18 protein-coding genes and 2 pseudogenes are annotated in these 21,127 nt (G+C 69.4%); 7 read left to right on the forward strand and 13 right to left on the reverse strand.

Annotated elements, in window-relative coordinates; genetic code table 11:
- Both ACIBBB_RS29645 and ACIBBB_RS29650 read right to left on the reverse strand, forming a co-directional pair.
- Positions 1 to 1,396: pseudogene (locus tag ACIBBB_RS29645) on the reverse strand (hypothetical protein); the annotation flags it as partial.
- A 146-nt stretch (positions 1,397 to 1,542) separates the two neighbouring features.
- Complete coding sequence (locus ACIBBB_RS29650) at positions 1,543 to 1,989, reverse strand: hypothetical protein (RefSeq protein ID WP_398987339.1); 447 nt, start codon at positions 1,987 to 1,989, stop codon at positions 1,543 to 1,545.
- A gap of 155 nt (positions 1,990 to 2,144) precedes the next feature.
- Here ACIBBB_RS29650 and ACIBBB_RS29655 point away from each other — a divergent pair, with 155 nt between their 5' ends.
- The gene (locus tag ACIBBB_RS29655) at positions 2,145 to 2,981 is read left to right on the forward strand and encodes a helix-turn-helix domain-containing protein (RefSeq protein ID WP_398987470.1); all 837 of its coding nucleotides are present in this window, start codon (positions 2,145 to 2,147) and stop codon (positions 2,979 to 2,981) included.
- The gene (locus tag ACIBBB_RS29660) at positions 2,978 to 3,214 is read left to right on the forward strand and encodes a DUF397 domain-containing protein (RefSeq protein WP_398987341.1); all 237 of its coding nucleotides are present in this window, start codon (positions 2,978 to 2,980) and stop codon (positions 3,212 to 3,214) included. Before ACIBBB_RS29655 ends, ACIBBB_RS29660 begins: the two co-directional genes overlap by 4 nt.
- A 43-nt stretch (positions 3,215 to 3,257) precedes the next feature.
- On the opposite strand, the gene ACIBBB_RS29665 is transcribed toward ACIBBB_RS29660, so the two are convergent.
- Both ACIBBB_RS29665 and ACIBBB_RS29670 read right to left on the reverse strand, forming a co-directional pair.
- Entirely contained in the window at positions 3,258 to 3,956 is a 699-nt protein-coding gene (locus tag ACIBBB_RS29665) for a hypothetical protein (RefSeq protein ID WP_398987343.1), read from the reverse strand.
- Positions 3,957 to 3,983: 27 nt separating this feature from the next.
- Positions 3,984 to 4,703: a hypothetical protein gene (locus ACIBBB_RS29670; protein ID WP_398987345.1), complete on the reverse strand. Its 720-nt coding sequence runs from the start codon at positions 4,701 to 4,703 to the stop codon at positions 3,984 to 3,986.
- Positions 4,704 to 5,200: 497 nt separating this feature from the next.
- On the opposite strand from ACIBBB_RS29670, the gene ACIBBB_RS29675 reads away from it, so the two are divergent.
- Positions 5,201 to 6,739, forward strand: coding sequence for a PstS family phosphate ABC transporter substrate-binding protein (locus ACIBBB_RS29675; protein ID WP_398987348.1), 1,539 nt, complete (start codon positions 5,201 to 5,203; stop codon positions 6,737 to 6,739).
- A 1-nt stretch (position 6,740) separates the two neighbouring features.
- Here the strand turns inward: ACIBBB_RS29675 and ACIBBB_RS29680 are convergent, their stop codons facing one another.
- On the reverse strand, positions 6,741 to 8,537 hold the full coding sequence (locus tag ACIBBB_RS29680) for a tetratricopeptide repeat protein (RefSeq protein WP_398987350.1): 1,797 nt from the start codon (positions 8,535 to 8,537) through the stop codon (positions 6,741 to 6,743).
- Positions 8,538 to 8,702: 165 nt separating this feature from the next.
- Here ACIBBB_RS29680 and ACIBBB_RS29685 point away from each other — a divergent pair, with 165 nt between their 5' ends.
- Positions 8,703 to 8,828, forward strand: coding sequence for a hypothetical protein (locus tag ACIBBB_RS29685; protein ID WP_398987352.1), 126 nt, complete (start codon positions 8,703 to 8,705; stop codon positions 8,826 to 8,828).
- Between the two features lie 31 nt (positions 8,829 to 8,859).
- Here ACIBBB_RS29685 and ACIBBB_RS29690 read toward each other — a convergent pair whose 3' ends face one another.
- The 3 genes from ACIBBB_RS29690 to ACIBBB_RS29700 form a co-directional block, all read right to left on the reverse strand.
- A complete protein-coding gene (locus ACIBBB_RS29690; RefSeq protein ID WP_398987355.1) occupies positions 8,860 to 9,222 on the reverse strand; it encodes a hypothetical protein in 363 nt (120 codons plus the stop codon).
- Between the two features lie 8 nt (positions 9,223 to 9,230).
- Positions 9,231 to 11,330: a PrsW family intramembrane metalloprotease gene (locus tag ACIBBB_RS29695; protein WP_398987357.1), complete on the reverse strand. Its 2,100-nt coding sequence runs from the start codon at positions 11,328 to 11,330 to the stop codon at positions 9,231 to 9,233.
- A 172-nt stretch (positions 11,331 to 11,502) separates the two neighbouring features.
- Positions 11,503 to 12,786, reverse strand: coding sequence for an adenylosuccinate synthase (locus ACIBBB_RS29700; RefSeq protein WP_398987359.1), 1,284 nt, complete (start codon positions 12,784 to 12,786; stop codon positions 11,503 to 11,505).
- A gap of 207 nt (positions 12,787 to 12,993) precedes the next feature.
- Between ACIBBB_RS29700 and ACIBBB_RS29705 the strand changes: the two genes are divergently transcribed.
- Positions 12,994 to 13,830, forward strand: coding sequence for a diacylglycerol kinase (locus tag ACIBBB_RS29705; protein WP_398987361.1), 837 nt, complete (start codon positions 12,994 to 12,996; stop codon positions 13,828 to 13,830).
- 25 nt (positions 13,831 to 13,855) lie between these two features.
- Here the strand turns inward: ACIBBB_RS29705 and ACIBBB_RS29710 are convergent, their stop codons facing one another.
- The gene (locus ACIBBB_RS29710) at positions 13,856 to 14,401 is read right to left on the reverse strand and encodes a GbsR/MarR family transcriptional regulator (RefSeq protein ID WP_398987364.1); all 546 of its coding nucleotides are present in this window, start codon (positions 14,399 to 14,401) and stop codon (positions 13,856 to 13,858) included.
- A 131-nt stretch (positions 14,402 to 14,532) separates the two neighbouring features.
- Between ACIBBB_RS29710 and ACIBBB_RS29715 the strand changes: the two genes are divergently transcribed.
- Together ACIBBB_RS29715 and ACIBBB_RS29720 are read left to right on the forward strand one after the other, a co-directional pair.
- Positions 14,533 to 15,525 carry an ATP-binding cassette domain-containing protein gene (locus ACIBBB_RS29715; RefSeq protein WP_398987366.1) on the forward strand — a complete coding sequence of 331 codons (993 nt, stop codon included), beginning with the start codon at positions 14,533 to 14,535 and terminating at the stop codon, positions 15,523 to 15,525.
- The gene (locus ACIBBB_RS29720) at positions 15,522 to 17,180 is read left to right on the forward strand and encodes an ABC transporter permease (protein WP_398987368.1); all 1,659 of its coding nucleotides are present in this window, start codon (positions 15,522 to 15,524) and stop codon (positions 17,178 to 17,180) included. The genes ACIBBB_RS29715 and ACIBBB_RS29720 overlap by 4 nt, the downstream gene beginning before the upstream one ends.
- A 117-nt stretch (positions 17,181 to 17,297) precedes the next feature.
- Here the strand turns inward: ACIBBB_RS29720 and ACIBBB_RS29725 are convergent, their stop codons facing one another.
- From ACIBBB_RS29725 to ACIBBB_RS29740, 4 genes and pseudogenes are all read right to left on the reverse strand, one after another.
- Positions 17,298 to 18,659 carry a cytochrome P450 gene (locus ACIBBB_RS29725; RefSeq protein ID WP_398987370.1) on the reverse strand — a complete coding sequence of 454 codons (1,362 nt, stop codon included), beginning with the start codon at positions 18,657 to 18,659 and terminating at the stop codon, positions 17,298 to 17,300.
- 70 nt (positions 18,660 to 18,729) lie between these two features.
- Complete coding sequence (locus tag ACIBBB_RS29730; RefSeq protein WP_398987372.1) at positions 18,730 to 19,389, reverse strand: response regulator; 660 nt, start codon at positions 19,387 to 19,389, stop codon at positions 18,730 to 18,732.
- Positions 19,386 to 20,744 carry a sensor histidine kinase gene (locus ACIBBB_RS29735; protein WP_398987374.1) on the reverse strand — a complete coding sequence of 453 codons (1,359 nt, stop codon included), beginning with the start codon at positions 20,742 to 20,744 and terminating at the stop codon, positions 19,386 to 19,388. Before ACIBBB_RS29735 ends, ACIBBB_RS29730 begins: the two co-directional genes overlap by 4 nt.
- 239 nt (positions 20,745 to 20,983) lie before the next feature.
- Positions 20,984 to 21,103, reverse strand: a pseudogene (locus ACIBBB_RS29740) (hydroxylase); the annotation flags it as partial.
- Positions 21,104 to 21,127: the final 24 nt, after the last annotated feature.

The following is a 21,127-nucleotide window of genomic DNA, read 5'->3' on the forward strand; positions in this document are numbered from 1 at the left end:
CGTCCGAACCGCCGTCGTCCCCGCCACCGTTGTCGCCGCCACCGTCGTTCCCGCCACCGTTATCCCCGCCACCGTCGTTCCCGCCACCGTTGTCGCCGCCACCGTCGTTCCCGCCACCGTTATCCCCGCCACCGTCGTTCCCGCCACCGTTATCCCCGCCACCGTTGTCCCCGCCACCGTTGTCGCCGCCCCCGTCGTCCCCGCCACCGTTGTCGCCGCCCCCGTCGGACTCCCCGCCGTTGTCGCCACCGCCGTTGTCGCCACCGCCGTTGTCGCCACCGCCGTTGTCGCCGCCGCCGTTGTCCCCGCCACCGTTGTCGCCGCCCCCGTCGTCCCCGCCGCCGTTGTCGCCGCCCCCGTTGTCCCCACCGCCGTCGTTCCCGCCGCCGTTGTCGCCGCCGCCGTTGTCCCCGCCACCGTTGTCGCTGCCCCCGTCGTCCCCGCCGCCGTTGTCGCTGCCCCCGTCGGACTCCCCGCCGTTGTCGCCACCGCCGTTGTCCCCGCCACCGTCGGACTCTCCGCCGTTGTCCCCACCGCCGTCGTCGCCACCGCCGTTGTCGCCGCCGCCGTCGTTCCCGCCCCCGTCGGACTCCCCGCCGTTGTCGCCGCCACCGTTGTCCCCGCCCCCGTCGGACTCCCCGCCGTTGTCGCCGCCCCCGTTGTCGCCGCCACCGTTGTCCCCGCCGCCGTCGGACTCACCACCGCCCGACTCGCCGCCGCCCCCGGCGACCGTGTCGCTCTCGCAGTCGCCGCCGAGGATGTTGCAGACCGCGGTCTGGAGGCCGTTCGCGATCTGGGGTCCCACGCCGGTGAGAAGAAGCGCGCCGATGATCAGGGCGACCACACCGACCATGCCCGCGTACTCGACCGTCGACTGACCGCGGCTCCGGCGCCACCCGATCATGTGCGGAATCGACGGGATCGCCCGACGCAGCCGCTCGCGCGTCCAACGCGGTCGTACAGCACGCTGTTCCGACGGCAGTTCGAACCAGGCCCGGCTGGCGCCCACACTCGCCAACGCCAACAGCACACCCGGCAGCAGCAGTTGACTGACCCCGCGCGCCGAGCCCGCGTACAGATTGACGACGCTGCCGACCAGCAGCCACGCCTGGAGACCGATCAACGCGAACCAGACGACTTTCCCACCGGTCCACAGACGCCGCGCCAGGATTGCGGCGGCGACACCCGGCACCATCGCGTAGAGCGCGGCAAGAGTGAGCGTCGGCGTGATGTGGCTGCCGAGTTCCAGCAGCGAGGTCAGCACGCCGATGCCGCCCAGCAGAGTGAGCGTGAACATCAGGTAGAGAAGTACCCGGGTGGCGGCAAGTGATCTCGGCAATTCCCAGCGGTGCGTGGGGGTGCCGGCCTGGAATGCCAGGCCCTGTGAGTCCAACACGGGGAAACCCTTCCAACAACTTGCTTCAGATGTCCGGCCCAGGCGTCCAGCCGTGGCGCGTCTGTCCGCACAGTACGGACGCGCGAGACCCATTCCGAAGGGTCCACGGACCCACCCCGGGGCCCAGACCGGGCCCGCGTCGCAACTCAGCGGCTCTCCCCCTCCCCGGCCCCGAAGGACATCGGATGCCCGAACAGCGCGGCTGCCGCGTTGCGCAGGATCGCGGGATGGACGAAGCGCTCGGAGTGGGCGGGCGGGCAGTACCAGAACAGCGGCCACGTCTCACCGTCGAGCGCCGGCACCGGTACGTAACTCACGCTGCCGCTCGCGGAGTTGAACCGCGTCACCCCGGGCGCCCAGACCCGGTTCGCGGTGCTCCCGGCCGGGAGGTAGAAGTACACCGCCCGGCACCCGTTCGACTCGGTGGCGATCGGGCCGGGATCGCCCGCCGTGATCGAGTCCATCATGTCGGCGAGCCGACGCCCCTCGGCCCCGTCGACGCGTACGGCGTCGAATCTCACCCCGGCTTTTCGGAGTTGGAATCCGGTCTTGGGGACCCAGTCGACACATGGGCGGTGATTCTGTGTATTCACGCGGACATTCTGCGTAGTCGGCGCTAGCGTTTCCATAACACGGCGTGAGCCGTCGGGAGCCGGTTGACCTGCAAGAACTCACGTTACGTGAGGTCGATTTCAGTCCAGTCCAGTTGTGACCGGTTGAGTCCGGTCAAGTCGAAACGGTGATCGCAATGGCGCGAGCGGAAAACAAGGTGACGGCGGGAAACACCACACGGCTGGTGGCACACATCGCCCGCATGATGCGCCTGCAAAAGGGGATGACGCAGGAACAAGTCGGCATCGAAACGGGCTTCTCGGCGGCGGCGATCAGCGCGATGGAGACCTGCGCGCAGCCCGCGAGCGACCAGATGCTGGTGGCGCTGGGACGGGTGCTGGGCGACGAGCTCGGCATCTTCGAGCAGGCCCGGGAGTACGTACGGCTGGACAAGTACCCGGCCCAGTTCAAGAACTACGTGCTGCTGGAGCAGAAGGCGGTGGGCCTGTGTCTGTACGCGACGCTGGTGGTGCACGGCCTGTTCCAGACGGAGGCGTACGCGCGAGCCCTGATCGGCGGCGGCTATCCGCCGCTCCCGGAGGAGCGGGTGGAGGAGCTGGTCGAGGCCAGGATTGCGCGGAAGGCGCTACTGGAGAGGAAGCCGGTGGCATTGATCGAGGTGATCCTTGAGGAGTCGATGCTGCGCCGCACGATCGGGAGCCAGGAGGTCATGCGTGACCAGCTTTCGGACTTGGCGGAGTGCGGGAAGCGTCGTAACGTGACGCTTCAGGTGCTGCCGCTGGACTGCAGCTTGGGCGGTGAGTACGCAGGCGCTTACGGCGATATGACCCTGGTGGAGACTCCAGAACACGACCGCCTGGTCTATCTGGAGCCGCAGGAGGAATGCCTACTCATCTCCGACCTAACAAAGGCGAGCACCTACACCCAGCGCTATGCGAAAATCCGATCACAGGCCCTGGGTGCTCGTGAATCGCTGGGCCTCATCGAGCGGTTGGCAGGAGAACTGGAATGACAAGCACCTTGCGGTGGTTCAAATCGAGCTACAGCAACCCCAGTGGCGGCGAGTGCGTCGAGATCGCCTTCGACTGGCACAAGTCGAGCTACAGCGACAGCGGCGGCGGGAACTGCGTCGAGGTGGCCACATGCCCCCACGCCGTCCACGTCCGCGACTCGAAGGTCCACGAGGGCCCCACCTTCACGGTCGCCCCGACAGCCTGGACGACGTTCCTCAGCTGGGCCGAATAGCCATAGCCACCGAGGACTTGGGCGAGGTCCGCGACCATCCGCTTCAGAACTCTCCCCAGCGTGCGACGGTGCCGGAGACGCGGGAGTGGATGTCGTACCCATTCCTCAGCGCCCACCGCCTGGCAGCATCCGCAAGTTCGTGGGAGCCGGAGTTCAGGAAGATGTTGGCGATGCCCCGCCCTTCCCTTCCGGCGAAGTGGATCCCCAGGATCAGCGCCAGCCGCTCCTTCGAATCGGGGATCCCCACCTTCACCGCGAGGCATACCAGCCGCTGGCGATGCCGCTCCCTCATGAACAGCCGGACGAGCGCGGGGTTGTAGATACGTGGTGAGCACGCTCTCAGCTCGTCGTACAGCACCCGGCCCCGCGCCTCGTCGATCCAGTGGCTGAGGGTCATGCAAGCCGTCGTCCGCTCCAGCAGCGCCTCGGTCGCCGCGACGTCTCGCATCTCCTCGGGGGTCAAGCCCTCGTTGTTGCGCACGTACTCATCCGCGCCGAGTGCCTTGAGGCGGGCGACGGCCTCGGCCTGGCCCGAGTAGTACGCCATGTGCAGGGCCGAATCCCCCTCGGAGTCCTGCCGGTTGACGTCCGTGGACTCCAACTCCGCGCGCAGGTCGTCCTCGGACCTGACCGCCGCCTCGTACAGAGTCGCCGCTTCGCGTAGAAGCCCCTCTGCCCGCGCACGGCGCGCCTGCGAGACGACGAAGAGAACGACTCCGCCGACGCGAAGGACCAGCGCCACTACAACCAAGTCGGCAGGCCGGTTCGTTCAGTCGAGGTCGACGCAGAGGACGAGCACGCAGAGCCCCGGGTCGTCCGTCGGCTCCTCGGCGCTCGGGGGTGGGGGCGGGGGTGCGGGTTGGGTGGGCTTGTTCGGCTGCTGGGTGGGCGTTTCCGCCGTGGGCGGCGGCGAGTCGGGCGCCTGGGGCGACTCAGGCTGGGCCTGCGTGTCCTCCGTGGGACGCGTGCCGTCCGGGGTCGTCGTCTGCGGCGAGGTCGTGCGCTTCGCCGGCGCGTCCACCGGCGTGATCGCGGTCGCGCTCCCCGGCGAGTTGGAGTCCTTGGAGTCCTTGGAAGGACGGCCCGTTCCGCGCTCGACGTGCTTCGGATCGTGCGTACGGGACCGCTCGGCCTCCGGCTCCGAGCCGGTGTCGACGGAGCCCGCCGACGAGGTGGACGGAGCCGTGACCGGTTCCGGCGTCGTGGACGCCTGGGCCTGGCTGGCGGAGGGCCGGGACGACGGCATGAACGCGAGGGTCAGACCACCGCCGACGAGCGCGACCGTCGACGCCACCACCGCTCGGCGCCGCTGCTTCTTCCAGTCCGCCAGCCGACGCCGACGGGCGGCGCGGCCGGTCGCCGAGCGGGTCGCGGGGCCGACCGGAGCGTCCGCGTCCACGGCCAGGTCCACGGCCGGGTCGGCGAACCCCGGGAACGCGTCGAACTCCCGTGTGTGCGGGATCTCTCGCGTGTGCGAGATCTCGGACATCACCGCGACGGTCGTGGGAGTGAGGTGGAGCTGTGAGCCGGAGGGTGCGATGTCGGGGGCGTAAGCACCACAACCGGGGCACACGAAAACCCCGTTGAGCGTCCGACGGCACGTAGTGCAGTAGTCCATCCGCGATCTTCCTGTGCTGACTGTGCCGCCTGGAAACCGACGACCTGTCTCAATTTCGCACTCAGGATCGAGCGCCCAACAACCTAACGGGTCCTGCCGGAGACCGTGCGAACCCCGTGTGGCGCTCCTGCGAAGATCGCGAAACCGTGCACCGGCTGGGCACCGCCGGGGCAGCGCCGGGCCGGCGGCCGGGACCCCCGAGAACACCCCGCCTTCGTGAACTTCTCCAGCCCTCGCTGAACATCAAATGCCGTGCGGGGAACGGCTCGTGAATATCCGTCATCAAACCTCTTCGCCGTACTGCTGTTCGCCGGATCCCCACCTACCGTCACCTCACGGGGTCGGAGAGTGCCGGGGGGCGACAGATCATGGAGTGGTTCAGCGGGGAGAACGTCTTTGCGATCCTGGCCATGGTGCTCGGTGTGCTGACCTCCGCCGGGCAGGTCTGGTACGAGCGCCGGGTGCCGCACAGCAAGCGGATCGGCTACCGCGTACAGATGGACACGGCCATCGGCAACGACGCCCTCTCCGGCCAGACGAACGTACGTCTGGGACTGTTCGACGACGACCCCGACATGGCGGACGCGACGCTCGTACTGCTGCGCCTGGAGAACGACGGCTCGCAGCCCATCTCGGCCGGGGACTACACGTCACCCAACGTCCACGGTCTGACCGTCCGGTTCACCGACCGGAGGATCAAGGCCGTCGCTGTCACGATTCCGTCGGACTATCCCGATCTGATGGACAACTTCACGCCCGCGAGGGGCTTTCGCCGCTCGGGCAGCCAGCTCACCGTCCCGAAGGTGCCGCTCAACAAGGGCGAGCACTTCAAGCTGCTGGTGCTGCTGACCGGCGGCAGGGTGGGGGACGAGGTCAAGGTCAGCGGCGGGCTCTCCGGAGGGCAGGTGGCCGTGAACCGGGCGATCACCCCCGACGAGGCACCGCCCAAGTTCAGCCGCCAGGCACGGCTCATCACCGTCCTGCTGACGGTCTGCCTGATCGCGCTCTCCTCGATCATCATGCTGCGCGGTGACGCCGACACAACCCCGCTGGGCTGCGAGACGGGCAGGCTGACCGTCACCGGATCGACGGCGTTCGCGCCCGTGGCAGAGAAGCTGGCGACGGCGTACGAGGAGGACTGCCCCGACTCGGACATCGAGGTGGACCCCAACGGCAGCCTGGAAGGGATCCGTGACCTGGACAACGACGCCTCGAAGGCCGTCGTCGCCCTCTCCGACGGACCGAAACCCGTGGGGTTCCCGGACCTGGAGGAGCACCGCGTCGCGGTCTCCGTGTTCGCGCTGGTGGTCCACGACGACGTGCCGTTCAAGGGGCTCACCACCAAAGACGTACAGGACATCTACCGCGGCAACGTGAAGAACTGGAACCAGGTCCGCGGCAGCGACGGCAAACCCGGCCCGGACCTGCCCATCAAACTCATCAGCCGCGCCGACGGGTCGGGCACCCGTGACATCTTCGAGCGCAAGATCCTCTTGGGCGACGAGGAGAGGCAGAAGGTCCAGACGGTCGACGACTGCCGCCAGGAGGTCGACCCGGCGCAGCGGACGTTCCGCTGCGAACTCGACAAGACGGGGCAGGTGCTCAACACCGTGAAGGATGTGCGGGGCGCGATCGGCTACAGCGAACTGCGTTCCAGCACGAACGTGGACGGCCTGCACCGCCTGTCACTGGACGGGCAGCCGCCTTCGGTGGACGACATCGCGGAGAGCGACTACCCGTACCGGGAGATCGAGTACGGCTACACCTACGGCCGCCCGGCCCCCGACTCCCTGGCGTCCAGCTTCCTCAACTACCTGATCCGCACGGGCGGCCAGGACGTGGTCCGCGAGGAGGGCCACCTGCCGTGCGGGCGGCCGGAGGCCCTGAAGATCTGCGCGGAGCAGTAGCTCAGGAATTCGCCGCCTCGCTGGTCCACAGTGCGCGTTCGTAGCGTGAGGCGGAGGTGTTGGGGTGGTCGGGGCCGAGCACCCGGATGGTGTGGGCGAGGAGCGCGGTAAAGGCATCGCGCGCGCCGACGGGATCGCCCGCCTCGCCGGACCACAGCGCCAGTTGGTGGCGCGCGGTCAGGGTGTCGGGGTGGTCCGGGCCCAGCAGCCGGAGGAAGTCTTCGACCACCTCGACGTACATGTCGCGCGCGCCGGCCGCGTCGCCGGACTCGCCGGTCCAGCCTGCCTGTTCGTGACGGGAGGTGAGGGTGCCGGGGTGGTCGGCGCCCAGGAGGCGGGTCTGGTCGGCGACGAGCGCGGTGAAGGCGTCGCGGGCGCCGACCGCGTCACCGGCCTTCCCGGTCCAGTAGGCCAGGTTGTGCCGCGAGGCGAGGGTGTGGGGGTGGTCGGGGCCGAGCATCCCGAAGGCGTCGGCGACGAGCTCGGTGAAGGCGTCACGGGCGCCGACCGCGTCGCCCGCCTTCCCCGTCCAGTAGGCCAGGTTGTGCCGCGGGGCGAAAGCGTCGAGGTGGTGGCGGCCGAGCACCCGGACGGCGTCGGCGGCCAGCTCGGCGAATGCCTCGCGGGCGCCGGCCGCGTCACCGGCCTTGCCGGTCCACCGGGCCAGGCTGTGGCGGGAGGCGAGGACGTCGAGGTGGTCGGCGCCCAGGACCCGGATCCGGTCGGCGACGAGTTGGGTGAAGGCGTCGCGGGCGGCGGGCGCGTCGTCGTTTCTCGTCGCTTCCGCGATGGCTTTGCGCAACTGGTCCAGCGTGAGGTTGTCCGGTGCGACGGTGCTGGTGGGCGGGTTGTCCGGGACAAGGGTCACGGGCACCGTCACCGTCACGAGGCCGGGAACGTCGTCGAGTTCCGTCGTGATGCGGTCGAGGGCATCCGCGTCCGCGTCGTTCACGGCGGTGACGCGGGCGAGGGCGGCCTCGATGTCGTCGCCCTCCGGGTCCGGTGACACCGCGCGGACTTCGTCCTCGGAGCCGGATCGTGCGGGGAGGGCGGGTTCGGGGGCGGTTTCCTCCGGGTTGTGGAGGCGGTCGAGGGTGTCGGTGAGGGCGTCGAGTTCGGCCCGCACCCGGGCGGCCAGCTCCTCGGCCTGGCGCTGCTTGGTCTCGGCGCGGGTGAGTTCTTCCCGGGCCCTCTGCTCCTGTTTCTCGGCGCGCTCAAGCCTGGTCTGGATGTCGGCGAGGGCGCGGGGCTCGACACGATGGTGGCGCAGTTCGTCGCGTTCCGTCGTAAGGACCGTGATCCGTCGTTCCAGCTGGTAGATCATCAGGAGCAGGGCGTGGACGAGTTTCTGGGAGTTGGTGGCCGCGGTCTGGAGGTCGGTCTTCTGCTCCAGGGCCCGGGTCAGCCGCTCCAGGGTCTCGACCTGCTGGGTGCGCAGGACCTCCAACTCCGCAGCGGTGATCACCGGCGCACCTGAGGGGCGGCTCTGGCGAGGGACCTGGGGCGGGTTGTTCGCCGCGTGGAGAAGAGCCAGAGCCTCGGTGCGCCGTCGCTCACGCAGGACGGGGGGAACGGTGGTGTCCACGACGGCGACGACGAAGGCCCGGGTGGGGATCTTGCCGCCGAGGTACACCCCGATCTGCGACTTCGACATGCTCACGCGCGGCGCCAGCGCGGCGAGGGTCAGACCGCTGTCGTCGACCGCGCGGCGCAGTAACGCGGCCAGTTCGGCGGCGTGCTGATTCGGCGCCACGATCGGCTTCCACGGCCTGCCGGCCGACTTGTTCTCTCCAGCCACCAGCGATGTCCCCCGCCGTCTTCCGTCCGGCTCGTCCCGGACAATTACCCCTCCGTCCGGAACCTACCTGCGTTGTCCGGCCCGGGGGGTCCGGACAAGTCAACTCACCGTCACCGTCTGCCTCCAACAGCCGCCGCACCACTGCGGCCTGACGGAAGGCACACCATGCAGGACACCCTCTCCACCGCCGCCGACCTGCTCACGATTGTCGACGTACTCCTCACCGCTGCCCTCGAAGCCACGCGCACCCGCCGCCGCCGCGAAAACAACGACGAGGACGACGACAAGTAAAGGCCCCACGACCGATCTTCACCGCCCGCGTTCAACCCTGCCGCGCGCTTGCGGAGTCCAGCACCCGTTGAAGGTCGAAGACGAGCACCAGCGAATAGGTCCCCAGAACGACCAGGTTCCGAAAGATCCGTGCGGCGGTGAGCCCCTGGCGTTCCATGTCCCGGTCGAAGTCGCGAATCGTGATCACCGACTCGTACGACTGGAACGGGATCCCGAGGTCGTCCTCGTACTCGTGGGACTGTTCGAAATCAATGGCGGCATGGCTCACCGATGCGCAGTAGTCAATGGATCCCGAGCATGGAACGAGGCGCGCTCCGCACGCGGAGGAAATGTCCTCCACCACCTTGGCCACAGGATGACCAGGTTGAATGAAGATGCAGTGGTAAGAACTCATGGTGCTCCTTATGGCCAGGTTATGTCGAAGCCGTCGCCCACGATCCTGATGCGATTCATGCGTCCGGGTGGGTTGTTGCGCAGGAAATTGCCCATGCCTTCCCTGGCTGCGTCCTCACTGAGCCCGCTGCCTCTGCTGTCGATGATGGCATCTCTCGCCTGCCCCTTCGCACTGTTGAGTTGATTCTTCACTGTACTTGCTTTCGCCCCCGGAGAAAGGCTCTTGAATTCTGTCTGTACGCCGTCGACAGCGGCGTCAGCTCTACGTACGCCCTCCTCCGTCGACTCCATCTGAGCCTTGACTTTCCTGCCCTCGGATTTCAGGAGTTCCGCAACTTTCCGCTCCTTCGGACTGAATACCTTCTCCGATTCATCGATCTCCCCTTCGTTTTTCTTCTCGCCTCCCTTGTCGCTACTGCTTCCCTCGACACCGTCGGCGCTCACCGCCATGAGGACGACCCCCGCCGTCCCGAGAAGTGCCGCGTTGAGAGCCGCCCCCGCCGTCATCGCGCCGCCGGCCGTGGCGGCCGCCCCCACGCCCGCGCCCGCGAGCGCGAGTCCGCCCGGCGGGAACAAGGCCAGCAGTGAGAGCAGGAGCAGCGCGAAGCCGAGGTAGACCAGGAAGGTATCGAGCGCGTCGAGTAGGTGGAAGGTGGTGATCGCCTCGCCGCCCGGCCCCGCTTCGCCGAGTCCCTTGTACAGAAGAAGCACTCCGGCGGTGGCCGATCCAAGCGCGGTGCCGAGGCGGAATCGGTGGGCGGCCAGCCGTTCACCGACGGGCTGGGCCGCTGCCGCGCGGGCGGTGCGGAACAGGCGGATCAGCTGCCAGGCGATCCACACGAGGGCGGCGATAGCGAAACCCATCAAAATGTCCGGGCCGCTGCCAGTGGTGAAGAAGTCCTGTAGCCCGGCCGTGGAGGTGAATGAACCCACCCCGAGGAAGAGCACCGCGGGGAGCATCAGCACGCAGGGCACGAGCAGCAGCCACGTGCGCCCCGAGACTCGGCGCCCGGTCGGCGCGAGCCGGGCCCGTATCTCTTCGGGTCGCCAAGCGCCTTGATGGTCCGACGCGTCCATACGAGCGGTGGCGTCCGCGACCGCCCCGCGCAGCGGCTCGGTCTCGCCGGGCCGCGCGAGGGCTTCGGCGTACAGCAGCGCCCGGCGCAGGCCGACGTACCGGAGCACGACCAGCGCGCTCCACGGAATCCGCCGCCACGACCGCCGCCAGGAGAAACTCCAGGTGAAGTAGCGGAGCAGCGCGGCCACGCTGTCTCCGTCATCACGTTCCGTCGCGAGCAGCACCCCCGGCACGGTGCGTTTGCCCCGGTGGAGGACCCGCAGGTCCACCACGATCGCCACCAGCAGACATACCACCGGCACGGCCCACGCCTTCGCGTCCAGCACGTCCAGCCACTGCCTGGCGTCCTCCCCGCGTTCCCGCGCGACGTAGTTGTTCACCGAGTGGTGCCCCACAGCGAACGCCACCGGCACCACCGCCGAAAGCCGCGCCCAGCCACGGCAGCGGAACAGCAGGCCAACTCCCAGCCCGGCAGCCGCCGTCCACACCAAGTGGTTGAACGTTCCCGCGACCGGCGGGCCGACCACCGCCGCCTCGCCGAACGGCGCGGGCAGCCAGGCTCCGAACACCTGCTCCGGACCGGGCACGTACGGCGGGAAGATGCTGTCCGGGACAACCCAGCCACCGCGGGCATGGGGTATCGCGCGGTCCGAGTCCAGACCGAACCGGAGTACGGCCTCCAGCAGGCCGAAACCGGCACCGAGGGCCCCACCCAGCAGGACGAAGTCGGTCATCCCCCATTGCCTGCGCACCTTGAGACTCAACCCGGCGAGCAACAGCGGGGAGACCTTGACGAGTTCCTCCAGCCACGGCGCGACGGTGTAACTCGTACTGCTCACCACTTGGGTCAGCGGCTGCCCCGACCAGTCCGAGTAGAGACGGGTGTACGCGAGTTGAAGCAGCGCGGTCACCACTCCGCATCCGTAGACGCCGACCACGATCGCGAGCAGCACCGTGGACAGCCGGACCGAGCGCGTGAGCAGGGAGAGGACGAAGAGCTGCAGTACGCCCCAGACGGCTGCGGACACCATCAGTACCGTCAAAGAGGCCCCCGCCCAGAGTCAGATTCACTAATGCGAACCTCATGATATTCACACTGGGGCCTCATGGTCACGGAATTGAGGCCGAGTGATCACATACAGACATGGCTCCGCCCCGGCAGCTGTCGTGCCGCCGGGGCGGGGCCAAGGGTCGGGCCGGGGGCTACAGGAACGAGTTGATCTGGATCGTTTCCGTGCGGCCCGGGCCCACTCCGATCGCGGAGATCGGGGCTCCGGACATTTCCTCCAGCGCCTTCACGTAGTCCTGCGCGTTCTTCGGGAGGTCGTCGAACGTCTTCGCCTTGCTGATGTCCTCCGTCCAGCCCGGCAGGTACTCGTAGATCGGTGTCGCGTGGTGGAAGTCGCTCTGGCTGTACGGGAGTTCCTCGACGCGCTTGCCGTCGATCTCGTACGCCACGCAGACCGGGATCCGCTCCCAGCCGGTGAGCACGTCCAGCTTGGTGAGGAAGAAGTCCGTCAGGCCGTTGACCCGGGTCGCGTAGCGGGCGATCACCGCGTCGAACCAGCCGCAGCGGCGGTCGCGGCCCGTCGTGACGCCCCGTTCGCCGCCGATGCGCCGCAGGGCCTCGCCGTCCTCGTCCAGCAGTTCCGTCGGGAACGGGCCCGCGCCGACGCGGGTCGTGTACGCCTTGAGGATGCCGATCACCCGGCTGATCTTCGTCGGGCCCACGCCGGAGCCCGTACAGGCGCCGCCCGCCGTCGGGTTGGACGAGGTCACGAAGGGATACGTGCCGTGGTCGACGTCCAGGAGCGTGCCCTGGCCGCCCTCGAAGAGGACGACCTTTCCGGCGTCGATCGCGTCGTTGAGGACGAGCGTCGTGTCGCTGACGTACGGACGCAGCTTGTCCGCGAAGACCAGCAACTCCTCCACGATCTTCCCGGCCTCTATGGCGCGCCGGTTGTAGAGCTTGGCGAGGATCTGGTTCTTGAAGTCCAGCGCCGCGTCGACCTTCTGGATGAGGATCGACTCGTCGTACAGGTCCTGGACCCGGATACCGACCCGGTTGATCTTGTCGGCGTACGTCGGACCGATGCCGCGGCCCGTCGTACCGATCTTCCGGGAGCCGAGGAACCGTTCCGTCACCTTGTCCATCGTGGTGTGGTACGACGTGATCAGATGGGCGTTCCCGCTGATCAGCAACTTCGACGTGTCGACGCCCCGGTCGTTCAGCCCACTCAGCTCGGAGAGCAGGACGGCCGGGTCGATGACAACGCCGTTGCCGATCACCGGCGTGCAGTCAGGCGAGAGGATTCCGGAAGGGAGGAGATGCAGCGCGTATTTCTGGTCGCCGACGACGACCGTGTGGCCGGCGTTGTTGCCGCCCTGGTAGCGCACCACATAGTCCACGGATCCACCGAGCAGGTCGGTGGCCTTTCCCTTGCCTTCGTCACCCCACTGAGCACCGAGCAGCACAAGTGCGGGCACAGGCGTACACCCCTTCCGGGCGGGGCATGTCCAAGGCCAGGGGACGCACATACGCAGGACGCACGCGTGCGATAACTCGCACGAAGCAGTACGACGCTGTACGACGAAGCCTGAGCCGTCGAACCGGTTGCCCCGGAATAGACCAAGCCCCTGGCGCAATAGCGCAAGGGGCTCTTGCACAAAGATGCTACCCGAGGAAGGACCGAGGTGTCGGCTCCAGAGCCCGCCGAGAACGGTGCCCAGCAGCTTCTGGTGGTCATCGACCCGGTCGCCCGCCGGACCGACGGCGAATCAGTCCGCATCGCGAAGGACGTGTTGAGCGCGGGTGCGACGGCGAAGATCTGCCTGCCCGACGGCCCCGCCGACTTCGCGCGGGTACTGGCCCGCAGAGGCTCGCGGCGGCCGGTGGTGATCGGCGACGACCACGCCCTGCTGCGGACCGTCGCCCTGCTGCACCGGGAGCGCGACCTGGCCGCGGGCGCGCTGTCGCTGGTGCCGGTCGGGGTGGCGGTCGACCTGGCGCGCTCGCTCGGCGTGCCCACGGGCGCGGTCGCGGCGGCGCGGGCGGTGCTCGACGGGGTCGTACGGCGGCAGGATCTGCTCGTCGACGACAGCGACGGCGTGGTGCTGGGGGATCTGCGGATCCCGGCGCCGCCACAGACGGCGGACGGCCGCGCCGGCGGGGCGGGCGGCTCGTCCGTCTGGCACACCTGCCGGTCCCTGGTCCGGACGCTGGTCAAGCCCGTACCGCAGGTGCTCGCCGTACACACGCACCGGCTGCGGGTGGAGGCGGACGGCGTGGTGCTGAGCGATCTGGACGAGCCGGTCGAGGCGGTGACCGTACGGTCGGTGGCCGGCCGGGCGGAGATCGTGATCCGTACGAGCGCCTCGGCCGAGCTGATCACCGCGAGCGCCCTGTCGGTGACGGTCTCGGGCGCCGACTTCCGCTATCGGGCGGACGCGGCGGTGACGGGGCCCGTGCGCACGCGCACCTGGACGCTGCGGGCGGGGGCGTGGGGGCTGACGCTGCCGGCGGACGCCTGACCCGGACCTGACGCGGGCCGGCCTCTCAGTGGCCTTTGCCGAGCTGTTCCGCCTTGTGCTTCGTCCAGCGGTCCATCAGCGACCCGAGCTCGTTCTCCAGGAACCGGAAGAACTCCATCGTCTCGTTGATCCTGCGCCCCTGGGGCGTATCGAGACCGAAGTGGTCGACCCCCTCCCGCATGGTGTCCCGCCACCGCCGCAGCATGGCGTCGCGGTTCGTCAGCGCCTCGTACCACTGGTTGCCCTGTACCCGGTAGCGCTCGCGCCGCGAGCCCGGCTCGCGTTCGCGGATGACCATGTTGACCTGGGAGAGATAGCGGATCGCGCCGGACACGGCCGCCGGGCTGACCTTCAGTTGCTCGCCGAGCTCGGCGGAACTCATGACGCCGTGCTCGGAGGAGAGCAGCGCCGCGAAGACCCTGGCCGGCATCCGCGTCATCCCCGCCTCGACGAGCTGGGCCGCGAAGCGCTCGACGAACTCCGACACGGCGGCGGACTCGTCCTCGCGCCCGCCACCGTGAACGCGAACGTCGCCTCCGTCACGGCCGTCGTCCCGCCGCCGCTCACTCATGCGCTGACCTCAGTCTCTGTCTCTGTGTGCCTGGCGCCCCGATCCCGTCAACGCCTGACACAAGTCTACCGAGCCCATTTATACGCTTCCTTAACTTCACAAATTTCTGAAGGAAGCGTACGTTCACAATCATGACGAAGGCAATCACCGTCGCCGAACTGCACAAGTCGTTCGGTCGGACGCACGCACTGGACGGCCTCGACCTCGCCGTCGACTCCGGTGAGGTCCACGGCTTCCTCGGCCCCAACGGTGCCGGCAAGTCGACCACCATCCGCGTCCTGCTCGGGCTCCTGCGCGCCGACTCCGGCGCCGCCCAGCTGCTCGGCAAGGACCCGTGGAAGGACGCCGTCGCCCTGCACCGGCGGCTCGCCTACGTACCCGGTGACGTCGAACTGTGGCCGAACCTCACCGGCGGCGAGGCCATCGACCTGCTTTCCAAGCTGCGCGGCGGACTGGACCGGCAGCGCCGGGACGAGCTGATCGAACGCTTCGACCTCGACCCCACCAAGAAGGGCCGGGCCTACTCCAAGGGCAACCGGCAGAAGGTCGCCATCGTCGCCGCGCTCGCCTCCAACGCCGAACTGCTGCTCCTGGACGAGCCCACGGCCGGTCTCGACCCGCTCATGGAGGTCGTCTTCCAGGACGTCATCATGCAGGCGAAGGAAGCCGGCAAGACGGTACTGCTCTCCAGCCACATCCTGGCCCAGGTCGAGAAGCTCTGTGACCGCGTGAGCATCATCCGGCTCGGGAAGAACGTGCAGTCCGGCACGCTCAGCGAGATGCGGCACCTGACCCGTACGACGGTGGAGGCCGAGACCGAGCGCCCCGCCACCGGGCTCGACGCCATGCCCGGCATCCACGGGGTGCGGCTGACCGACCGCAGGGTGCACTTCGCCGTCGACGGCGCGCACCTCGACGCCGCGATCCGTACGCTCGGCGGATTCGGCATCCGCAGTCTGGTCAGCCACCCGCCGACCCTCGAAGAGCTGATGCTGCGTCACTACGGCGACGAACTGGCCGCCAACGGCCACTCCGTCGGCGCGGACGACGCCGAAGACCCCCCGGCCGACGGAGACCTCCCGGCCGCCGCCGACACGAGCGGCTCCCGTGGGGTTGCCCGATGACCACCGTCACCGCGCCCGCGGCCGGGCGCGCCCCCGCCGTCGCCCGGACGGGATCCGGCGCCCTCGCCGGCACCGGGACCCTGGTCCGCTTCGGTCTGCGCCGGGACCGCGTCCGTATCCCCGTCTGGGTGGTCGCCCTCACCCTCGGCACGATGTCCTCGGTGACCGAGTTCAAGACCCTGTACTCCACCGCCGCGGAACGCGCCACGGCCGTCAGCTCCATGGACAGCCCCGCCGCGCTCGCCATGACCGGTCCGCGCCACTACCTCGACGACTACAACATCGGCTCGATGATGGGCCACCAACTGCTCGGCTTCATGGGCGTCCTGGTCGGCCTCATGAGCGTCCTGATCATCACCAGGCACACCCGCAACGAGGAGGAGACCGGCCGCGCCGAACTCGTGCGCTCCACCGTCGTCGGTCACCACGCGCAACTCGCGTCCGCGCTGATCCTCGCCGCCGTCGCCAACCTGGCGCTCGCCGCCCTGCTCGCGCTGAGCATCCTGTCGGCGGGCATCGACGGGATCACCACCGGCGGGGCGCTGCTGTACGGGCTCACGAACGCCGCCATCGGTCTCGTCTTCGCCGGCGTCGCCGCGATCACCGCGCAGATCACCGCCCATACGCGCGGCGCCTCCGGCATGGCACTCGCCGCGATCGGCGTCGCCTACGTACTGCGCGCCTCCGGCGACGTGGGCAACGACGCGCTGTCCTGGCTGTCCCCCATCGGCTGGGCCCAGCGGACGTACGTCTTCGTCGACAACCGGTGGTGGCCACTGCTGCTCTGCCTGGCACTCGCCGCGCTGACCGCCGCCGCCGGCTTCGTCCTGAGCACCCGGCGGGACGTGGGCGCGGGCCTGCGCTCCGCCCGGCTCGGCCGGCGTACGGCCTCCGACGGGCTCACGCGCCCGCTCGGCTTCGCGCTGCGGCTGCACCGGGCGACCCTGCTGGGCTTCGGCGCGGGGCTGTTCGTGATGGGCGTGATGTACGGCTCCATCCTCGGCGAGGCCGCCGACATGCTGAAGGACATCGATCCGGTTCAGGAGGCGCTGGCGAAGATCGGTGGCGCGTCCGTCGCCGAGTCGTTCGCCTCGATGGTGATGGTGGTCATCGCCGTGGTCGCCGCGGTGTACGTGGTGATGGCCGCGCTCCGGCCGCGCGCCGAGGAGAGCGCGGGCCGCGCCGAACCTCTGCTGGCCACCGGTCTCTCCCGTGACCGCTGGGTGGGCAGCCACGTCGCCGTCGCGCTCGCCGGTGGTACGGCGCTGCTGCTCGTGGCCGGGCTGGGCTTCGGCATCTCGGGCGCCGCTTCGGTCGGGGACGGCGGCCTCGTCCTCCAACTGATCGGCGCCGCCCTGGCGTACGCGCCCGCGCTCTGGGTGACCGTCGGCGTGGCCGTGGCGCTCTTCGGCTGGTATCCCCGGGCCGGAGCGGCGGCCTGGATCGTGCCCGTGTACGCGTTCCTGGTCGGGTATCTCGGGTCGATCCTCCAGTTCCCGGACTGGATGAACAACCTGTCGCCCTTCGGGCACGTGCCACAGCTCCCGGCCGCCGAGATGAGCTGGACCCCCATGCTCGTCCTCACCGCCGTCGCGGCCGGGCTGATCCGGCTGGGGCTCGCGGGCTTCCGCCGCCGGGATCTGGAGACCAAGTGACGGTGGGGCGGGCGCACGACGGGCGCGCGTGCGGCACGTGACGGACCGCTCCCGCGTCCGCGCCCGCGTCCGGGCCCGCCCGGCGACCGCGGTGTGGCGCCCCCACCGGGGAGGGCGTCACACCTCCACCAGCAGCTCCTTCACTCCCCGGATCACATATCCCGGCTTCCACTCCGGCTCGGCGACGAGCCGGAGTTCCGGTGCCTGCCGCAGCAACTCACCGAACGACGCGCTCAGTTCGAGCCGCCCGAGGGCCGCCCCCAGGCAGTAGTGGATCCCCGCGCCGAACGTCACATGCGGATTGTCGGCACGGGTGAGATCGACGCTGTCCGGCCGCTCGAAGCGCGACGGGTCGCGGTTGGCGGAGCCGAAGAGGAGCGCGAGTTCGGCACCGCGTGGCACGACTGTGCCGTCGATCTCCATGTCGTCGAGCACCCACCGCTCGAACATCTGGAGCGGCGTGTCGTACCGCAGCAGTTCCTCCACAGCTGTGGAGAGCGACGCCTCGCCGGACCGCAGGGCCGCGAGCTGTTCGGGGTGCCGGAACAGCGTCCACCACCCGTTGACGGTGCTGTTGACCGTCGCCTCGTGCCCCGCGTTGAGCAGCAGCGCGCAGGTGGAGACCATCTCCTGCTCGCTCAGCCGGTCCCCCGCGTCCTGCGCCGCGATCATCGCCGAGAGCAGATCGGCGCCGGGCGCCGCCCGCCGGTCGGCGATCAACTCCCGCAGGTAGTCGGTGAATTCGATCGACGACCGGACCGCCCGCCGCGCCGCGTCCTCCGTCGGATTCAGCTCGTACATCGCGCACATGTCGGCCGACCAGGGCCGCAACAGCGGCCGGTCCGCCGCCGGGACTCCCAGCATCTCGGCGATGACGGCGACCGGCAGCGGCTCCGCCACCTCGGCGAGCAGATCCCCGCCGCCCGCCGCGCACAGCCCGCCCACCAGCTCGGCCGCGAGCCGCCGTACGGTCGGCGCGAGCGCCTCGACCGTACGAGGCGTGAACGCCTTCGAGATCAGGCGCCGGATCCTCGTGTGGTCCGGTGCCTCCAGGTCGAGCAGCCCGCTGCCGTTGAGGATGTGGAACGGCTCGTGCGCCTCGGGCGTCGGCGTACGGCCGAACTCCTCGTGCGTGAAGCGGTGCAGATACGTCCGCCCCAGCCGCCGGTCCCGCAGCAGGGCCGAAACGTCCGAGTAGTACGGCACCAGCCACTGCCGCGACGGCTCGAAGTAGTGCAGTCGGCCCCGCTCACGCAGCTCCGCGTAGGCGGGATACGGGTCGGCGACGAAGTCGAGCGACCACGGGTCGAAGGACTGGGACGGCGGCGCGGACGCCGATGTGGACGCCGATCTGGGCGGGGACGGGGAAGGAGACGTGGCCACGGGCTGGGACGGCGCGTGGAACGTGGAGTGCGACGACACGTGGGACGGCGCCTGCGGCTCGGGGGCGGGTGCGGGGTCGGGCGGGGACTCTGCCATGCGCGCAACCTACTGACCCGGACCGCTCGAACGCACGCGTTCACCCCCTGTCCTTCCTCACACCCCCCGCTCACCCGGGAGTGACGAGCCTCGCCTCGTAGGCGAACACCGCCGCCTGCGTACGGTCACGCAGCCCCAGCTTCACCAGGATGCGGCTCACATGCGTCTTGATCGTGGACTCGGCGACGACGAGATGACCGGCGATCTCCGCGTTCGACAGCCCCTGCGCGATCAGCACCAGCACCTCGGTCTCGCGCTCCGTGAGCTCCCCCATCTGTGCCAGCGCGGGCTGGCGCGGGGACTCGGCCAGCTTGGAGAACTCCGTGATCAGCCGACGCGTCACCGTGGGTGCGAGGAGCGCCTCGCCGGACGCCACCACCCTTACGCCGTCGGCCAGTTGGCGCGCCGACGCGTCCTTGAGCAGAAAGCCGGAGGCCCCCGCCCTCAGCGCCTGGTACACATACTCGTCCAGGTCGAACGTCGTCAGCACGAGCACCTTCGCGTCTGCGTCCGCCGCCACGATCTCGCGCGTCGCCTCGATGCCGTTCAGCTCCGGCATCCGGATGTCCATCAGGACCACGTCCGGCCGGAGGGCCGCGACCTGTGTGACGGCCTCACGGCCGTTCACCGCCTCACCGACGACCTCGATGTCCGGCATCGCGTTCAGCAGGACCGAGAAGCCCTCGCGGACCATCACCTGGTCGTCGACGATCAGCACGCGGATCGTCATGACCGCTCCCCATCAGCCTTCGTCGCCGGTCCCGCGCCCGCGTCCGCGGGTTCGTCCTCGTCGTCCTGGGCGGCGACCGGTATGTACGCCGCGACCTCGTAGCCACCGTCCGGCAGCAGCCTCGCCGTCATCTCACCGTTCAGCATCGTCACCCGCTCCCGCATCCCCGTTATGCCGTGGCCGGCCCCCGGCGAAGGCTTCACCAGACCCTGCGGCGGCGTATTGACTATCCGCAGGCCGAGCCCGCCGAGTACATACGAGACCTCCACCTTCGCCGTCGCCCCCGGCGCGTGCCGCAGAGCGTTGCTGAGCGCTTCCTGGATGATGCGGTACGCCGACAGCTCGACGCCCTGCGGCAGCTCCCGTACCGCTCCGGTGACCGCCTTCTCCACAGACAGGCCGGCCTCCCGGACGTTGGAGAGCAGCCCTTCGAGGTCGGCGAGCGTCGGCTGCGGCGCGTCGGGGGCGTCGTAGTCCTCGGCCCGTACGACTCCGAGCACCCGGCGCAGCTCGGTCAGCGCGGCGACGGCGTTCTCCCGGATGGTGGCGAAGGCCTTCTCCAGCTCGGGCGGCGGATTCTCCACCCGGTAGGGCGCCGCCTCCGCCTGGATGGCGACGACCGACATATGGTGCGCGACGACGTCGTGCAGCTCGCGGGCGATGGTGGTGCGCTCTTCGAGAAGAGTGCGCCGGCTGCGCTCGACCGCGTTCACACTGAGCTGCACCGCCACCTCCTTCTTCGCGTCACGGCGGATGTGCAGCGCGGAGACGGCCAGCAGGGTCAGCGCGGAGACGAAGAGCATGGGCGCGGTGGTGGAGCTGTACATGTACCCGCCGCCGAAGAGCGTCTCGACAAACATCGAGTACGCCAGCGTGAGCACCCACATCCAGCCGGCGGTGCGAGGGTTCGTCCGTATCGCGACGATCGTCATCACGGCCAGATACGAGGCGAAGGCGGACGGCGTCCAAGGCCAGTCGGCGTAGTAGGAGGCCGATACCCCCGTGATCGCGGTGACCACGAGAGCGAGCCACCAGGCGGCGACGGGCCTGACGAGAACCAGCAGGAGCGGCACCACCGTTATCAGGTCCACCCCCGTGCCGTTGGCCGTCCCGACGACCAGCGCGAACAGCGCGCACCCGGCGATCGCGAAGTGCGGGAACCATCCCGCGTACTCCCGCAGCCGCTCCGGCAGCCGGCGCGTGATCACGCCGTCCGTCCCCATACGCGGCAGCGGCCGGTAGGCGAAGGCGTCGGTGAAAAGATCCTGCCGCAGGCTCCCGATCAGGCCCGCGGCCGCTCGGAACTCGGGGCTCCGGGCTTTCCCGGTCGCGGTCTTCGTCTCTGTCTTGGTCACGTTTTCAAAGGTAAGGGGAGGGACAGGCACCGGTCGTCACCTGTGATAGGGATCCTTTCCCGTCCCTCCCAAGTACTACATGCACACCCCCCAGAGCTACACGCGGTCGCCCAAACACCCCGCGTGAGCGACCTACGTGCGCGAAAAAGCAGGTGCGTGAGGAGCGCCGCCTACGCGGTGCGCCGGAACACATCCGCGTGCTCGGGCTGCCCGGCCGCACGCCACGCGATGCCATGCGCGCCGCCGCCCGCCTTGACGGCGTCCTGGAGCGGGGTCTCGCCCCCGCCGTTGAGCACGGTTGTCCGGCGCACTCCGGCCTTGGCCGCCAGCTCGACGATCTCGGGTCCGGTCTGTGCCGGTCGCGCCTGTCACAAGGTTTACGT

The sequence above is a fragment of the Streptomyces sp. NPDC051217 genome, assembly GCF_044455465.1.
Lineage (GTDB): Bacteria > Actinomycetota > Actinomycetes > Streptomycetales > Streptomycetaceae > Streptomyces.

Excerpts from the sequence above, each read along its gene's own strand:
- ACIBBB_RS29655 (WP_398987470.1), top strand. The coding sequence starts at position 2,145 with ATGGCGCGAGCGGAAAACAAGGTGACGGCGGGAAACACCACACGGCTG.
- ACIBBB_RS29660 (WP_398987341.1), top strand. The coding sequence starts at position 2,978 with ATGACAAGCACCTTGCGGTGGTTCAAATCGAGCTACAGCAACCCCAGT.
- ACIBBB_RS29670 (WP_398987345.1), bottom strand. The coding sequence starts at position 4,703 with ATGTCCGAGATCTCGCACACGCGAGAGATCCCGCACACACGGGAGTTC.
- ACIBBB_RS29675 (WP_398987348.1), top strand. The coding sequence starts at position 5,201 with ATGGAGTGGTTCAGCGGGGAGAACGTCTTTGCGATCCTGGCCATGGTG.
- ACIBBB_RS29685 (WP_398987352.1), top strand. The coding sequence starts at position 8,703 with ATGCAGGACACCCTCTCCACCGCCGCCGACCTGCTCACGATTGTCGAC.
- ACIBBB_RS29690 (WP_398987355.1), bottom strand. The coding sequence starts at position 9,222 with ATGAGTTCTTACCACTGCATCTTCATTCAACCTGGTCATCCTGTGGCC.
- ACIBBB_RS29695 (WP_398987357.1), bottom strand. The coding sequence starts at position 11,330 with ATGGTGTCCGCAGCCGTCTGGGGCGTACTGCAGCTCTTCGTCCTCTCC.
- ACIBBB_RS29710 (WP_398987364.1), bottom strand. The coding sequence starts at position 14,401 with ATGAGTGAGCGGCGGCGGGACGACGGCCGTGACGGAGGCGACGTTCGC.
- ACIBBB_RS29715 (WP_398987366.1), top strand. The coding sequence starts at position 14,533 with ATGACGAAGGCAATCACCGTCGCCGAACTGCACAAGTCGTTCGGTCGG.
- ACIBBB_RS29720 (WP_398987368.1), top strand. The coding sequence starts at position 15,522 with ATGACCACCGTCACCGCGCCCGCGGCCGGGCGCGCCCCCGCCGTCGCC.
- ACIBBB_RS29725 (WP_398987370.1), bottom strand. The coding sequence starts at position 18,659 with ATGGCAGAGTCCCCGCCCGACCCCGCACCCGCCCCCGAGCCGCAGGCG.
- ACIBBB_RS29730 (WP_398987372.1), bottom strand. The coding sequence starts at position 19,389 with ATGACGATCCGCGTGCTGATCGTCGACGACCAGGTGATGGTCCGCGAG.